The sequence below is a fragment of the Burkholderia oklahomensis C6786 genome (assembly GCF_000959365.1).
Lineage (GTDB): Bacteria > Pseudomonadota > Gammaproteobacteria > Burkholderiales > Burkholderiaceae > Burkholderia > Burkholderia oklahomensis.
The window spans coordinates 3628416-3643002 of the sequence record NZ_CP009555.1; the positions used below are offsets into that span (position 1 = coordinate 3628416).

The following is a 14587-nucleotide window of genomic DNA, read 5'->3' on the forward strand; positions in this document are numbered from 1 at the left end:
GAGGCAACGATGCAACGCGAAGTAGTGGTGGTAAGCGGTGTGCGCACCGCGATCGGCGATTTCGGCGGCAGCCTGAAGGATTTCGCGCCGACCGAGCTCGGCGCGCGGGTCGTGCGCGAGGTGCTCGCGCGCGCGCAGGTGTCGGGCGACGAAGTCGGCCACGTCGTGTTCGGCAACGTCGTGCACACGGAACCGAAGGACATGTACCTCGCGCGCGTCGCGGCGATCGACGGCGGCGTCGCGCAGCACGCGCCCGCGCTGACGCTGAACCGTCTGTGCGGCTCGGGGCTGCAGGCGATCGTGTCAGCCGCGCAGAGCGTGCTGCTCGGCGACGCGGACATCGCGGTCGCGGGCGGCGCGGAAAACATGAGCCGCGCGCCTTATTCGATGCCCGCCGCGCGCTTCGGTCAGCGGATGGGCGACGCACGCCTCGTCGACATGATGATCGGCGCGCTCAACGACCCGTTCCAGTCGATCCACATGGGCGTGACGGCCGAGAACGTCGCCGCGAAGTACGGGATCACGCGCGAAGCGCAGGACGCGCTCGCGCTCGAATCGCATCGGCGCGCGTCGCACGCGACGAAGTCCGGCTACTTCAAGGAGCAGATCCTGCCGATCGAGATCGCGTCGAGGAAGGGCACGGTCGTGTTCGACGCCGACGAGCACGTGCGCCACGACGCATCGCCCGACGACTTCTCGAAGCTCAAAGCGGTGTTCGTCAAGGAGAACGGCACGGTGACGGCGGGCAACGCATCGGGCATCAACGATGCCGCCGCCGCGGTCGTGCTGATGGAGCGCGGCGCGGCCGAGAAGCGCGGCGCGAAGCCGCTCGCGCGCCTCGTTTCGTATGCGCATGCGGGCGTCGATCCGGCGTACATGGGCATCGGCCCCGTGCCCGCGACGCGCAAGGCGCTCGAGCGCGCGGGAATCACGGTCGCCGATCTCGACGTGATCGAGGCGAACGAAGCGTTCGCCGCGCAGGCGTGCGCGGTGGCGAACGAGCTCGGCTTCGATCCGGCGAAGGTCAACCCGAACGGCTCGGGCATCTCGCTCGGCCATCCGATCGGTGCGACGGGCGCGCTCATCACCGTGAAGGCGCTGTACGAACTGCAGCGTATCGGCGGGCGCTACGCGCTCGTGACGATGTGCATCGGCGGCGGGCAGGGCATCGCCGCGGTGTTCGAGCGTCTGTGACGAGAGGGCCGCGCTGTTGAAGCTGATCATCGGAATCCGCGGCGCGGCGCTCGCCGTCGCGCTCGCAACGGCGGCGGGGCTCGCGTTCGCGCAGTCTCAACCTCAGCCTGCGGCCGCTTCGGACGGCGCATCGGGCGCGGCGCCTGCCGCGGCGATGCCGGCGGACGTGCCGTCGCTCGCCGCGCCGCTCAAGCCGAATCCGGCGTATGCGCGGTTGCCGCGCTATGAGGGGACGCTCGGCGGCCGGCCGGTGGTCGTGCGCCTCGGGCCGAAGACGGACGAGCCGGGCGTGCACGGCGAATGCCAGTATCTCGACACGGGCGCCGTCGTCCTGCTCGCGGGCGACCGCGACGGCGACACGCTCGAGATCGAGGAATCGGACGACGGCACGAACATCACGGGCGTGTGGATTGGCCGCTTCGACGCGTCGGGCGGCTTGTCGGCCGACCGGATGAACGCGGACCAATCGGATCCGCTGCCCGTCGTGCTGCATCCGGCGAGCGGCGCGTCCGCGCCGCAACATGCGGCGGCCGGGCAGCCGGCGTCGGCCGGCGCAGCGGCGCCAGCGGGCGCTCAGGGGCGGTCCGTCGGCGGCGTGAGCAACCTGAAGACCGCCGAGTAGCGCGGCCGGCCGGCGCGGCGGTCGATTTCGGCTGCTCGTCGGTTCGGTCTCGGCGGGCGACGTGTTCGCCGACACGGTCGCGGCCGCGCCGATTGTACCGGGCCAAACGCATGGAATCCGGCTAAGCTAGCCGGATTCCAATTTTTTCGGGCTCGTTCTGTATCGAGCCTTCCCAGTCATGACCGCATCCACTTCCAAGCGCGCGCTGCAGACCCGCGTCGTCCAGCCGGACGACCGCATTCCCGCCGGTTTCGAATCGTTCGTCGTGCCGGTCGCGCGAGCGTCGACGGTCGTGTTTCCCGATCTCGCGACGATGCGCAATCTCGATTGGCGCAAGGACGGCCAGTGGCGCTACGGCCTGCACGCGACGCCGACGTCGCTCGCGCTCGCGCAGCGGCTCGCGGAGATCGAAGGCGGCGCGCACGCGCTGCTGCAGCCGTCGGGACTCTCGGCGATCACGAACGTGTACTTCGGCCTCGTCAAGGAAGGCGACGACGTGCTGATTCCCGACAACGCGTACGGTCCGAACGGCGACTTCGGCAAATGGCTCGCGAAGGATTTCGGAATCACCGTGCGCTTCTACGATCCGATGATCGGCGCGGGAATCGCGGACCTGGTCCAGCCGAACACGCGTCTCATCTGGCTCGAAGCGCCCGGCTCGGTGACGATGGAAGTGCCCGACGTGCGGGCGATCACCGCGGTCGCGCAGGCGCGCGGCATCGTCACCGCGATCGACAACACGTATTCGGCGGGCCTTGCGTTCAAGCCGTTCGCGCACGGCATCGACATCTCGGTGCAGGCGCTGACGAAGTATCAGTCGGGCGGCAGCGACGTGCTGATGGGCGCGACGATCACCGCCGACGACGAACTGCACGCGAAGCTGAAGCTCGCGCGGATGCGGCTCGGGATCGGCGTGTCGGTCGATGACTGCTCGCTCGTGCTGCGCGGCCTGCCGAGCATGCAGGCGCGCTTCGACGCGCACAGCAAGAGCGCGCTGTCGCTCGCACGCTGGCTGAAGACGCGCCCGGAGATCGCGACGGTCCTGCATCCGCAACTGCCGGATTGTCCGGGCCACGACGCGTTCATGCGCGACTTCACGGGCGCGGGCGGCCTGTTCTCGGTCGTGTTCGACGAACGCTTCAGCGCCGGGCAGGTCGATCGCTTCGTCGAGGCGCTCGAGCTGTTCGCGATCGGCTGGAGCTGGGGCGGCGCGTGCAGTCTCGCGATGCCGTACGACGTGCAATCGATGCGCACGACCGCCTGGCCGCATCGCGGCACGCTGGTGCGCTTCTACGTCGGCCTCGAAGACGAAGCCGATCTGTGCGCGGATATCGAGCGCGCGCTTGCCGCGGCGCTCGCGTAACACGCGAGAGCGGCGCAGGCGGTTCGGCGAAGCGTCGCGTGCGACGTCGCACGGCGCTTGCCGCAGTGGCTCGCGTGCGGCTGCGCTTCTGCATGGCGAAATGCAAAAACGGCGCCGCGGGCCTTCGCCCGCGCGCCGTTTTCGTTCGAGGGACGCTGCGTGCAGCGACGGCGCCCGCGCAGCATTCCGGTCTGGAACAGCCGCGGCTTCAGAACGGCCGCATTCAGAACAGCCGCAGCAAGCCGTCGAGGCCGACGTGATCGAACGCGGCGCTCGCCGCGCTGCGCACGACCGGCTTCGCGCGAAACGCGATCGAGAAGCCGCCCGTGGCCATCATCTTCAAGTCGTTCGACCCGTCGCCGAGGATGATCGCGCGCGCCGGCTCGATGTCGAGCGCGGCGCAGGTCTCGCGCACCGCGCGCGCCTTCACGTCCGCGTTGACGATCTCGCCGGCGACCTTGCCCGTCAGCTTGCCGTCGACGATCTCGAGCGTGTTCGAGTACGCGTAGTCGAGGCCGAGCCGCGCCTTCAGCCGCTCGGTGAAGAAAGTGAAGCCGCCCGATACGAGAAGCGTCTTCAGGCCCGCCGCCTTCACGCCGGCGAGCATCGATTCGGCGCCCGGCGACAGTTGCAGCCGCTCGTCGTAGACGCGCTCGAGCGCGCTCGCGTCGAGGCCGGCCAGCAGCGCGACGCGGCGCGTCAGGCTCTCGTTGAAATCCTTGATCTCGCCGCGCATCGCCGCCTCGGTGATCGCCGAGACTTCGGCTTTCAGGCCGCAGAAGTCGGCGATTTCGTCGATGCACTCGATCGTGATCAGCGTCGAATCCATGTCCATCGCGACGAGGCCGAAGTCGGCGAGCTTCCGGGTTGCGTCGACGAACGCGTAGTCGAGCGCATGCGCGCCGCAGTACGCGTCGACGTCGGCGCGCTGCGCCGGGTCCGCGCCTTCGATGCGGATCGCCCGCGCATCGAGCGGAACGACGCGCTTGCCGCGCGCGAGCGCGGCGAGCGGCCGGTGATGCGCATCGGACAGCGGCGCGGTGCTTTGGATGACGAGATTCGTGGTCATGGATGGGTCACGGTGGAGCGGATGACGGGGGCCGACGAGGTGAGTTCGGCGAACCCGTCATTGTAGCCGGTCGCGGCGGGGGCACCGGCCAACGGGCGGTAGGGGGATGTCTCGGTCGCCGAGGGATGGCTGGCGGCGAATGGCTCGGCGGCGGACGTCGCTCTTCGGGCGTCGGGTCGGCTCTCGGCTCTCGGCTCTCGGCTCTCGGCTCTCGGCTCTCGGCTCTCGGCTCTCGGCTCTCGGCTCTCGGCTCTCGGCTCTCGGCTCTCGGCTCTCGGCTCTCGGCTCTCGGTCGGACAGCGTCCGATGCTCGGCGTTCGCGGTCGAGGCGGCGCGACGGCGCAAGCGATCCGGCGCAAAAGCACGTGAAAGATCGAGGTGTTGCGCGCACGACCTTGGCACGCTCGCGCGCAACTCGTATGCGTGTTCCGACGGCGGGCGCGGCCGTGACATGCGCGTGATTCATCGCGCACGACATGCAAACGACATGCAAACGACATGTAAACGACAAGCTAGCGACAAGCGAGCGACAAGCGAGCGAAACGAACGCCACGCGACAGGCCGCGACGTCGCGTCGCGCGAGCGTCGGCGCGCATGCGCCTGGTGCGCCGATACGCGGATCGCAGGCGCGCGAGCGTGCGTCGCGCATACTTGACGCACGTCGTGCAAGCACGGGTAACACCCGATGCGCGGCAAGCGCCACGCGTGCCGCTTCGCGTTAGACTGGCACTGCGTCATGCATCGATAACCCGGCGATTCGCGCAGTTCGTCGCCATAAAAGGAGAGGTCCGCATGAGTCAACGCATTCTGTCGCCGCTCGCCGCGTCGTGCGCCGTCGCGACGCTGCTCTCGGCTTTTGCCGCACATGCGGCGCCGCCCATCAACGCGAGCGTGCTCGGCGGCAACGACGGCCAGCTTCAATACACGGTCAAGGTCGACTCGAAGCAGTTCGGTTCGATGCAGGAGACGCGCAAGATCCGCTCTGGCGAAACCGACGACTTCAACTGGAAGTCGGTGCCGCCGTCGGGCGCCGTGCCGATGCCCGACGCCTGCCCGAACGCCGACATGCTGCCGCGCGACGCGAACGGCGCGATGGTCCGGCAGACGCAGGTTCGGCTCGCGCCGTCCGTCGACAGCAAGGGCAGGGCGAACGTGCAACTGAGCTTCCAGGCGAGCGCGCCGAACGGCACGAAGAAGGTGGCGGCGGGCGGCAAGACGTTGCAATGCCCGAACGTGGTGTCGGTGAGCCAGGTCAAGTGGCTGTCGATATCGACCGGCGGCTCGAAGTCGATCACGATGCGCGACGGCTCGAAGGTCACGGTGTCGATCAAGCGGTAAGCTGGGTTGGTTGCGCGGGCGCCGTTCGCGCAGCGTGTGGCGTACGCGCGGCATGCATGGCCGCGCGGCGCGTGCCGGATTTCGATGCGTGCTCGGCGCACGCGCTTCGCGTGTGGGGCGCGCGGTGTCGCCGAACTGCACTGGCGACGGGCCGCGCCGATTCGCGCGGGTGGTTGCCGCGCGACGAGACGAGATTCGACGATCGTTCGAATCAGCGACAATCGCTGCCGCTACGCCGCTACGCCGCTACGCCGCCAAACCGCGAATGGCAAGGGCGCCGCGAACGGTCAATTCTCCGGATCGCCAAACCGCCGGGTCCCCGAACCGCCACGACCCGGCGAATCACCGACTCGTCAAGCCGATACGTCGTCGATCCGCGTCGCGAACAACCGCATCTCACCCGCCGCTCTTCGCCGCCGCCCGCTCGACGAGCCGCGAAGCGAGAAAGCGGTGTTCGGCGGAGAAGAGCCGCCGATACGTCGACAGCACGGCGCCGACGGTGCCGAGCGCGGATGCCGCGGCGATCAGGAACATGATGACGATCTGATAGCGGACCGCCTGCAACGGCGACTGCCCGGCGAGCACCTGACCCGTCATCATCCCCGGCAGGCTTACGACGCCGACGACGGCCATCTGGTTGAGCGTCGGCAGCATCCCGGCGCGCACGGCCTGCCGCGCCGCATCCTGCGCGGCCTCCCAGCGTGTCGCGCCGAGCGCGAGCGCCGTCTCGACGCGATCCCGCCGCGCGGTCAGCTCCTCCATCATCCGCTCGATGCCGAGCGACACGCCCGTCAGCGTATTGCCGAGGATCATCCCGAGGATCGGGATCGCATATTGCGGCGCGTACCACGGATGGATGCGGATCACGACGAACAGGCCGACCGCCGCGACGAACCAGCTGCTCGCCCAGATCGACAGGATGCTGTCGACGCGCTGGCCCGCATAGGTGCGCTTGCCGCGCGCGGCGCCCGCGAAGCCGGCGATCAGCGTCATCAGCGCGACGAGCGGCAGCACGACGTACCAGTGCGGATGGCCGAACACCCAGCCGAGCACGTAGCCGATCGCGAGCAGCTGGACGACGGTGCGCGCGGCGGCCCACGCGAGCTTGCGGCCGAGGCCGAGCGACAGCGCGACCGAGATCGCGCCGTTGATCGCGACGAGGGCCGCCGCGATTCCGACGTCGACGAGGCTCAGATCTTGCAGCGGCGTGTTCATCGGACCTCCTCCGTCGCGGCGACGCCGAGCACGCCGGCGCGCATCGTCAGGCGCCGCGCGCCGACGCGCGCCGCCTGGGCCGGATCGTGCGAAATCCACAGATACGAGCGGGCGCTCGGCGCGGCGTCGAACCATGCGGACACGAGCGCCTCGATTGCGCGGGTCGAATCGGGGTCGAGTGCGGAAGTGGGCTCGTCGAGCAGGAGCACGTCTGGATCGAGCTGCAGCACGCGCAGCAACGCGGCGATCTGCGCCTCGCCGCCCGACAGCTCGCTCGAGGCCTTGCGGAGGAAGTCGTCGCCGCGGCCGGCCTGTGCGGCGAGGTGCGCGACGCGGGCGCGATCGAAGCGCGCGTCGCGATAGACGGCGAGCGAATACGGGTAGCGCAGCAGGTCTTCGACCGTGCCGTCGGCCGTCGCCGGGCGCTGCCGCACGTATGCGACGCTGCGCCGGTAGCGCGGGATCGCCGCGCGCGGGACGCGCTTGCCGTGCCAGAGCAGCCGGCCGCCGTCGATCGGGTCGAGCAGGGCCAGAACCCGTAAAAACACGCTCTTTCCCGAGCCTGACGGCCCGGTGAGCGCGATTCGCTCGCCCGGCGCGAGCGCGAAGTCGGTCGGGGCGAGGAGCGTCCTGCCGCTCGCCGCGTCGCGGCGGGTGATCTGTCGGGTCTCGATCAGGACATCGGCTGTCATAAATGCAAAAAACGCAAAAAACGGTAAATGGGGGCGGGTAGTGCGGCGTCGTGCGCCATAATAACCGTCAGTGGCAGCGTCGCGCGCGCTGCGCGGCGCTGCCGGTTCAGGATGCACAATGTGACGGAATCTGGCATGACGCTCACCCGTACCCTCGGCAAAACGGCGGCGTGGATCGTCGGCATCGTCGCGGTATTGACCGCGGCGCTCGGCGTGTTCATCTTCACGTTCGACTGGAATCGCGCAAAACCCTGGATCAACGAGCAGGCAAGCGCGTCGATCGGCCGGCCGTTCGAGATCCGCGGCGACATCAAGGTCGGCTGGCGGCGCCCCGACGGCGAAACCGGCTGGCGCGCGTGGGTGCCGTGGCCGATGTTCTCGGCGAGCCAGGTCGTGATCGGCAACCCGGCCTGGGCGAAGGCGCCCAATTTCGCGACGCTCGACGAAGCGCGCTTCGAGCTCGCGGTCCTGCCGCTCCTCGCACACGAGGTCGTGATTCCGACGATCGAGCTCGTCAACCCGGCGCTCGACGTCGAACGCCTCGCCGACGGCCGCAATAACTGGACCTTCGAATTCAAGAAGACTGCCGGCCCCTCGCCGTGGAAGGTGCAATTGCGCGACTTCGGCTTCGCAAAGGGGACGGTCGTGTATCGCGATGCGATCACGAAAGCCGATCTGACCGTCGCGATCGACACGCTCGGCCAGCAGATCCCGCTCGGCGACGTGCTCAGGCAGCAGGAGGAGACGTCGCGGGCGGCGTCGGCGCAGCGCGTCGGCAAGAAGGGCGCGGCGCAGCTGACCGCGAAGGCGCAGGCCGAGATCGCATCCGGGGCGTCGGCGGCCTCGGCTGCGACGGCGCCCGGATCGGGCGGCGCTTCCGCGGCGAGCGGCGCGTCGGGCGCGAATGCGGCGGCGTCGGCCGGCAAGGCTTCCGCAGCGGATCGGGCGGCGATGGCCAAGGCGGCAAGCAAGAACGTTTCATCGAATGCGACTGCCGCATCGGCGACGCCCGCGCCGTCCGGCGCGAGCGCCGCGCGCGTTGCGGCGGGCAAGCCTGCCGCGCCGGGCGCGGGTGCGGCCGGCGGATCGGCGACGTCGGCCACCTTGGCCGTCCCGGCGTCCACGATCGCCTCCGGCGCGAGCAGCGCCAGCGCGGCGTCCGGCGCGGCCGCTGCGAAGAAGCCGACCGGTCCGACCTACGCATTCGGCCTGACGGTGAAGGGACGCTACAAGGGCGTGCCGGTCGACGGCACGGGCAAGATGGGCGGCGTGCTCGCGCTGCAGGACGCGTCGCGCCCGTTCCCGCTGCAGGCCGACGTGAAGGCGGGCGACACGCGCTTGGCGATCGTCGGCACGCTCTCCGACCCCGTGCATCTCGCGGCGATCGATCTGCGCCTGTGGCTGCAGGGCTCGAGCATGTCGCATCTGTATCCGCTCACGGGCGTGACGCTGCCCGACACGCCGCCGTACGCGACCGAAGGGCGCCTCATCGGCAATTTCAAGCGCGGCGGAAGCACGTTCCGCTACGAGAACTTCAATGGCCGCGTCGGCGGCAGCGATCTGCGCGGCACGCTCGAGTACGCGCAGCGCGAGCCGCGTCCGCTGCTGTCGGGCGAACTCGTGTCGAACCTGCTTCAGTTCTCCGACCTCGCGCCGATCATCGGCGCCGATACGGCGGCGAGCAAGGCGCGGCGCGGCGACACGACGAAGCAGCCGCCGGGCCGCGTGCTGCCTGTCGAGACGTTCCGCACCGACCGCTGGCGCGCGCTCGACGCCGACGTGAAGTTCACCGGCAAGAAGCTCGTCAAGCGCGCCGATTTGCCGATCACCGACCTGTACACGCACGTCGTGATGCAGGACGGCGTGCTGTCGCTGCTGCCGCTCAAGTTCGGCGTCGCGGGCGGGTCGCTTGCGACCGACGCGCGGCTCGACGGCAGCGGTGCGCCGCTGAAGGGGCGCTTCTCGGTGTCGGCGCGCCACCTGAAGCTGAAGCAGCTGTTCCCCACGCAGAAGGTGATGCAATCGGCGTTCGGCGAGATCAACGGCGACGCGGCGCTGTCGGCGACCGGCAACTCGCCGGCGGCGCTCGCGGCGACCGCGGACGGCGAGGTGAAGGCGCTCGTCACCAACGGCGCGATCAGCCGGCTGCTGATGGAGGCGGCCGGGTTGAACGTCGCGAACGTCGTCTACGAGAAGCTGTTCGGCGACCGCGACGTGAAGATCAATTGCGCGGCGGTCGATTTCGTCGCGACCAACGGGGTGCTCGATACGAAGGTGTTTGCGTTCGACACCGACGATGCGCTGATCAACGTCGACGGCCCGATCAGTTTGCGCGACGAAACCCTGGACCTGAAGATCCATCCGCACACGAAGGGCTTCCGTGTGTTCTCGCTGCGCTCGCCGCTTTACGCGAAGGGCACGTTCAAGAATCCTGACGTCGGCGTCGATGTGGGCGCGCTCGCGTTGCGCGCGGGCGCGATGGTCGGCCTCGGGCTGATCAATCCGTTCGCGGCGCTGGTTCCGCTGATCGCGCCGAGCAACAACAAGGACGTGCCGTGTTCGGTGTTGTTCGCGCAGTTGAAGATGCCGCCCAAGGCGCTCGCGCCGAACGTGTCGAAGAGGTAGTCGACGGAGCCGCTCGCAGCGGCGGACGGCTTGGGCGGCGGTCTTCGCGATCTCGTGCAAGACTGCCGCCGTCGCGCCCGCTGTCGCCTTTCCTCGCTGCCGCCGTGCGGGATGTGTGCGCCGCCGCCGAGCTAGGCCAAACGCGTCCGTTCCCGTGCCGCCGCGGCGCAAGCCGATCGATCCCCGATTGTCGCAACACAAGCCGCTCGTGGTCGTTTGCCCGCGCATTGCATGCCTGTCGAGCGCGCTTGCGAGCAGCACGTCACCGACTCCTGCTAAAATATCCGGTTTCCCGTCGATCTCTCCTCTTTCACGAGGCCACGCTGTGCTTTCTACCGCCAACATCACGATGCAATTCGGGCCCAAGCCCTTGTTCGAGAACATCTCGGTCAAGTTCGGGGAGGGCAACCGCTACGGCCTCATCGGGGCGAACGGCTGCGGCAAGTCGACCTTCATGAAGATTCTCGGCGGCGATCTCGAGCCGTCCGGGGGCAACGTCGCGCTCGAGCCGAACGTCCGTCTCGGCAAGCTGCGCCAGGACCAGTTCGCGTATGAAGACGTGCGCGTGCTCGACGTCGTGATGATGGGCCACACTGAGATGTGGGCCGCGATGTCCGAGCGCGACGCGATCTACGCGAACCCGGAGGCGACCGACGACGACTACATGCACGCGGCCGAGCTCGAGGCGAAGTTCGCCGAGTACGGCGGCTACGACGCCGAGGCGCGCGCGGGCGCGCTGCTGCTCGGCATCGGCATCGAAGAGAAATTCCACAGCGGTCCGATGCGCGACGTCGCGCCGGGCTGGAAGCTGCGCGTGCTGCTCGCGCAGGCGCTGTTCTCGAATCCGGACGTGCTGCTGCTCGACGAGCCGACCAACAACCTCGACATCAATTCGATCCGCTGGCTCGAAGATACGCTCAACAACTACAACTCGACGATGATCATCATCTCGCATGATCGTCACTTCCTGAACTCGGTGTGCACGCACATGGCCGACATGGACTACGGCACGCTGAAGGTCTGGCCGGGCAACTACGACGACTACATGCTCGCGTCCGCGCAGGCGCGCGAGCGTCAGGCGGCCGCGAACGCGCGCGCGAAGGAGCGCGTCGCCGAGCTGCAGGATTTCGTGCGCCGCTTCTCGGCGAACAAGTCGAAGGCCCGCCAGGCGACGAGCCGCGCGAAGCAGATCGACAAGATCAAGATCGAGGAATTCAAGCCGTCGTCGCGGCAGAATCCGTTCATCCGCTTCGAGTTCGAGAAGAAGCTGCACAACATCGCGGTCGTCGCCGATTCGATCACGAAGCAATACGAACGGACGATCTTCCAGAACTTCAACCTGTCGGTGCAGCCGGGCGAGCGCATCGCGATCATCGGCGAGAACGGCGCGGGCAAGACGACGCTGCTGCGTTCGCTGCTCGGCAACCTGACGCTCGATCACGGCACGGTCAAGTGGGCCGAGAACGCGAACGTCGGCTACATGCCGCAGGACACGTACGAAGAGTTTCCGAACGACATCACGCTGATGGACTGGATCGACCAGTACCGCAAGGACGGCGACGACGAGACGATGGTGCGCGGCACGCTCGGCCGCCTGCTGTTCTCGGCGGACGACATCAAGAAGTCGGTGAAGGTACTGTCGGGCGGCGAGAAGGGCCGCATGATCTGGGGCAAGCTGATGCTCGGCCGCCACAACGTGCTCTTGATGGACGAGCCGACCAACCACATGGACATGGAATCGATCGAGTCGCTGCAGATCGCGCTCGAGAAGTTCGAAGGCACGCTGATCTTCGTGTCGCACGATCGCGAATTCGTGAGCGGCCTCGCGAACCGGATCATCGAAGTGACGACGGACGGCACGCTCGTCGACTTCGGCGGGAACTACGAGGATTTCCTCGCGAGCAAGGGGCTGCAATAAGGGAGACGATGACGGCGGCCCGATCGGAAATGGCCGCCGGACAATCAGATTCGGTTTTGTTCGAGGTGGGGCAGGAATGTGGTCCGATGGGTTTCCTGCCCTCTGCCGTCGATGCGCGCTTTGCCGTCGGTTCTCGAGCGGGGCGGACGGTTCCCGCTTATCTCCTGCGTCGTTGATTGGCGTACGCCAATGGGCTCCAAGGAGACGAGCCCGAAGATGTCGTGGCGTACCGATACAGGTCGACTTGCTTGGGGCCGCTGACGATTCCGCCCACCACCGCTTGTCCAAGGTTGCCGCTACCGTAGGTGCTCGGCGCGGGGCCTTCGAGATACTCGGACAGATTCCACAGGTTTTCGCTTTGGCCTGCGCGATGAAGGTAGGCCACGGCTCGATCGGTTCCGGTGTCCCAATCCTCCATCCATTCGTCGCTCGTCATCCTACGCCAGAATTGCGTGACGTCGACTGGAGCGTCGATGTGCCAGATCGGACCGCCACTGCCTGCGAATACCTTGCAACCGGATAAGTAGTAGGTGAAGAACAGCATGTCCTTGGTCGAGATCGATCCGGGTTGCAGCGTTTGCAGTTCGCCTTGTTTCCACGGCAGCCAAAGTATTTTTGCCGACTCGCCGTGATTGCCCGAATCGAGATCGATCCTGACGCCGCCATTCATCGAGTGAAGAAATACACTCAAGGTGCCCGGCGATTTCTGATTGAGACTCTGATCGAATTCGACAGTGAAAGCGCTGCCTGTTTTCATTGCCTGGCGAATCTGGGTTTCGAGTGAATTAGACATGGTCGTACGTCCTTTCGAGGAAAGGCGATTCACATGGTGGGCGAAAAGGCGGGCCCAACGTACATCACCGAAAGTCGGTCGCGCGTTTCGAGCGGCTCGACGAAATGGGCCCGCAGGCCGTTGCGGCGCGAGAGCGTCTCCTATTGAAATGCAATCCTTCGAGTGTAGCTCGCCCGGTGCGCCCCACGTTCTCCGCAACGATGGGGGATAACGTCCGCTTCTTACCCCAAGCAATAGGGATGCCGGGTGAGTCGATGCGTTCGACTGGGTAGAATGACCACATTTCGACGGGAGACAAGAGGCTGCAATGAAGATCTACGAACAGTTCTACATCGGCGGCGCGTGGCGCCCGAGCGCCGGCAACGGCACGATCGACGTGATCGACTCCGGCACGGAGGCCGTGATCGGCCGCGTTCCCGAGGGCACCGCCGAAGACGCGAAAGCGGCCGTCGCCGTCGCGCGCGCCGCGTTCGACGGCTGGGCCGCGACGCCGCCCGCCGAGCGCGCCCGCTATCTCTACAAGATCACCGAAAACCTGAAGGCGCGCAGCGAGGAACTCGCGCAGTCGATCACGGGCGAAGTCGGCATGCCGATCAAGCTGTCGCGCGCGATCCAGGTCGGCGGGCCGGTCTACAACTGGGGCGCGTATGCGAAGCTCGCCGAGACGTTCGCGTTCGAAGAGCAGGTCGGCAATTCGCTCGTCGTGCGCGAGCCGGTCGGCGTCGTCGCGGCGATCACGCCGTGGAACTATCCGCTCAACCAGATCACGCTGAAGGTCGCGGCCGCACTCGCGGCAGGCTGCACCGTCGCGCTGAAGCCGTCCGAAATCGCGCCGCTCAATGCGTTCATGCTTGCCGAAGCGATTCACGATGCCGGGCTGCCCGCCGGCGTGTTCAACCTCGTATGCGGCTACGGGCCCGTCGTCGGCGAAGCGCTCGCGAGCGATCCCGATGTCGACATGGTGTCGTTCACCGGCTCGACGCGCGCGGGCAAGCGCGTCGCCGAGCTGGCCGCGGCCGGCGTGAAGCGCGTCGCGCTCGAACTGGGCGGCAAGTCCGCGTCGGTGATTCTCGACGACGCGGATTTCGCGGCCGCGGTGAAGGGTACGGTATCCGCGTGCTATCTGAACGCGGGCCAGACGTGCTCCGCGCACACGCGGATGCTCGTGCCGGAATCGCGCTACGACGAAGCGCGCGAGCTCGCGAAGGCGGCGGCCGAAGCATATGTCGCGGGCGACCCGCGCGATGACGCGACGCGGCTCGGCGCGCTCGCGTCGGCGGTTCAGCAAGCGCGCGTGCAGGACTACATCCGGCGCGGCATCGACGAAGGCGCGGAACTCGTCACGGGCGGGCTCGGCATGCCGGAGGGCCTGACGCGCGGCTTCTTCGTGAAGCCGACCGTGTTCGGCCGCGTGAAGCCCGATGCGACGATCGCACAGGAGGAAATCTTCGGCCCCGTGCTGTCGATCGTCACGTATCGCGACGACGACGACGCGGTGCGGATCGCGAACGATTCGCCGTACGGTCTCGGCGGTGCGGTGTGGTCGGGCAGCGACGAGCACGCGCTGCGCGTCGCGCGGCGCATTCGCACGGGCCAGGTCGACATCAACGGCGGTGCCTGGAACATGGCTGCGCCGTTCGGCGGTTTCAAACAGTCGGGGATCGGCCGCGAGAACGGTGTGTACGGGCTCGAGGAATATCTGGAATACAAATCGATGCAGTTGCGTCCGAAAAAGAACGCATAAGGAAGCATGCATAA

The 14587-nt window shown here is 67.7% G+C and carries 11 protein-coding genes; 7 read left to right on the forward strand and 4 right to left on the reverse strand.

Annotated elements, in window-relative coordinates:
- Nucleotides 1-9: 9 nt before the first annotated feature.
- The 3 genes from bktB to BG90_RS16170 all read left to right on the forward strand — a co-directional run bounded on the left by bktB (nucleotide 10) and on the right by BG90_RS16170 (nucleotide 3179).
- A complete protein-coding gene (gene bktB, locus BG90_RS16160) occupies nucleotides 10-1194 on the forward strand; it encodes a beta-ketothiolase BktB (protein WP_010103295.1) in 1185 nt (394 codons plus the stop codon).
- A gap of 16 nt (nucleotides 1195-1210) precedes the next feature.
- Complete coding sequence (locus BG90_RS16165) at nucleotides 1211-1816, forward strand: hypothetical protein (protein WP_010115126.1); 606 nt, start codon at nucleotides 1211-1213, stop codon at nucleotides 1814-1816.
- Between the two features lie 178 nt (nucleotides 1817-1994).
- Nucleotides 1995-3179: a cystathionine beta-lyase gene (locus BG90_RS16170; RefSeq protein WP_010115128.1), complete on the forward strand. Its 1185-nt coding sequence runs from the start codon at nucleotides 1995-1997 to the stop codon at nucleotides 3177-3179.
- A gap of 223 nt (nucleotides 3180-3402) precedes the next feature.
- Here the strand turns inward: BG90_RS16170 and serB are convergent, their stop codons facing one another.
- Nucleotides 3403-4248, reverse strand: coding sequence for a phosphoserine phosphatase SerB (gene serB / locus BG90_RS16175; RefSeq protein ID WP_010103301.1), 846 nt, complete (start codon nucleotides 4246-4248; stop codon nucleotides 3403-3405).
- A gap of 792 nt (nucleotides 4249-5040) precedes the next feature.
- Here serB and BG90_RS16180 point away from each other — a divergent pair.
- Nucleotides 5041-5586 (forward strand): DUF6013 family protein, encoded by a 546-nt coding sequence (locus tag BG90_RS16180; protein ID WP_010103308.1) that lies wholly within the window; start codon nucleotides 5041-5043, stop codon nucleotides 5584-5586.
- 396 nt (nucleotides 5587-5982) lie between these two features.
- Here the strand turns inward: BG90_RS16180 and BG90_RS16185 are convergent, their stop codons facing one another.
- Both BG90_RS16185 and BG90_RS16190 read right to left on the reverse strand, forming a co-directional pair.
- A complete protein-coding gene (locus BG90_RS16185; protein ID WP_010103309.1) occupies nucleotides 5983-6801 on the reverse strand; it encodes an ABC transporter permease in 819 nt (272 codons plus the stop codon).
- Nucleotides 6798-7493 carry an ABC transporter ATP-binding protein gene (locus BG90_RS16190; RefSeq protein ID WP_010115131.1) on the reverse strand — a complete coding sequence of 232 codons (696 nt, stop codon included), beginning with the start codon at nucleotides 7491-7493 and terminating at the stop codon, nucleotides 6798-6800. Before BG90_RS16190 ends, BG90_RS16185 begins: the two co-directional genes overlap by 4 nt.
- 135 nt (nucleotides 7494-7628) lie before the next feature.
- On the opposite strand from BG90_RS16190, the gene BG90_RS16195 reads away from it, so the two are divergent.
- Nucleotides 7629-10118, forward strand: a complete 2490-nt coding sequence (locus BG90_RS16195) for an AsmA family protein (protein WP_045568223.1) — start codon at nucleotides 7629-7631, stop codon at nucleotides 10116-10118.
- Between the two features lie 325 nt (nucleotides 10119-10443).
- Nucleotides 10444-12036, forward strand: coding sequence for an ABC-F family ATPase (locus BG90_RS16200; protein ID WP_010103319.1), 1593 nt, complete (start codon nucleotides 10444-10446; stop codon nucleotides 12034-12036).
- Between the two features lie 157 nt (nucleotides 12037-12193).
- Here BG90_RS16200 and BG90_RS16205 read toward each other — a convergent pair whose 3' ends face one another.
- Nucleotides 12194-12829 (reverse strand): eIF4A-inactivating lethal factor BLF1, encoded by a 636-nt coding sequence (locus BG90_RS16205; RefSeq protein ID WP_025989786.1) that lies wholly within the window; start codon nucleotides 12827-12829, stop codon nucleotides 12194-12196.
- Nucleotides 12830-13136: 307 nt separating this feature from the next.
- Between BG90_RS16205 and BG90_RS16210 the strand changes: the two genes are divergently transcribed.
- Nucleotides 13137-14573 carry an aldehyde dehydrogenase family protein gene (locus BG90_RS16210; RefSeq protein ID WP_010115144.1) on the forward strand — a complete coding sequence of 479 codons (1437 nt, stop codon included), beginning with the start codon at nucleotides 13137-13139 and terminating at the stop codon, nucleotides 14571-14573.
- Nucleotides 14574-14587: the final 14 nt, after the last annotated feature.

What these genes read in the sequence shown, in the direction of transcription:
- bktB (WP_010103295.1), top strand. Translation starts at nt 10, where the DNA reads ATGCAACGCGAAGTAGTGGTGGTAAGCGGTGTGCGCACCGCGATCGGC.
- BG90_RS16170 (WP_010115128.1), top strand. Translation starts at nt 1,995, where the DNA reads ATGACCGCATCCACTTCCAAGCGCGCGCTGCAGACCCGCGTCGTCCAG.
- serB (WP_010103301.1), bottom strand. Translation starts at nt 4,248, where the DNA reads ATGACCACGAATCTCGTCATCCAAAGCACCGCGCCGCTGTCCGATGCG.
- BG90_RS16180 (WP_010103308.1), top strand. Translation starts at nt 5,041, where the DNA reads ATGAGTCAACGCATTCTGTCGCCGCTCGCCGCGTCGTGCGCCGTCGCG.
- BG90_RS16185 (WP_010103309.1), bottom strand. Translation starts at nt 6,801, where the DNA reads ATGAACACGCCGCTGCAAGATCTGAGCCTCGTCGACGTCGGAATCGCG.
- BG90_RS16190 (WP_010115131.1), bottom strand. Translation starts at nt 7,493, where the DNA reads ATGACAGCCGATGTCCTGATCGAGACCCGACAGATCACCCGCCGCGAC.
- BG90_RS16195 (WP_045568223.1), top strand. Translation starts at nt 7,629, where the DNA reads ATGACGCTCACCCGTACCCTCGGCAAAACGGCGGCGTGGATCGTCGGC.
- BG90_RS16205 (WP_025989786.1), bottom strand. Translation starts at nt 12,829, where the DNA reads ATGTCTAATTCACTCGAAACCCAGATTCGCCAGGCAATGAAAACAGGC.
- BG90_RS16210 (WP_010115144.1), top strand. Translation starts at nt 13,137, where the DNA reads ATGAAGATCTACGAACAGTTCTACATCGGCGGCGCGTGGCGCCCGAGC.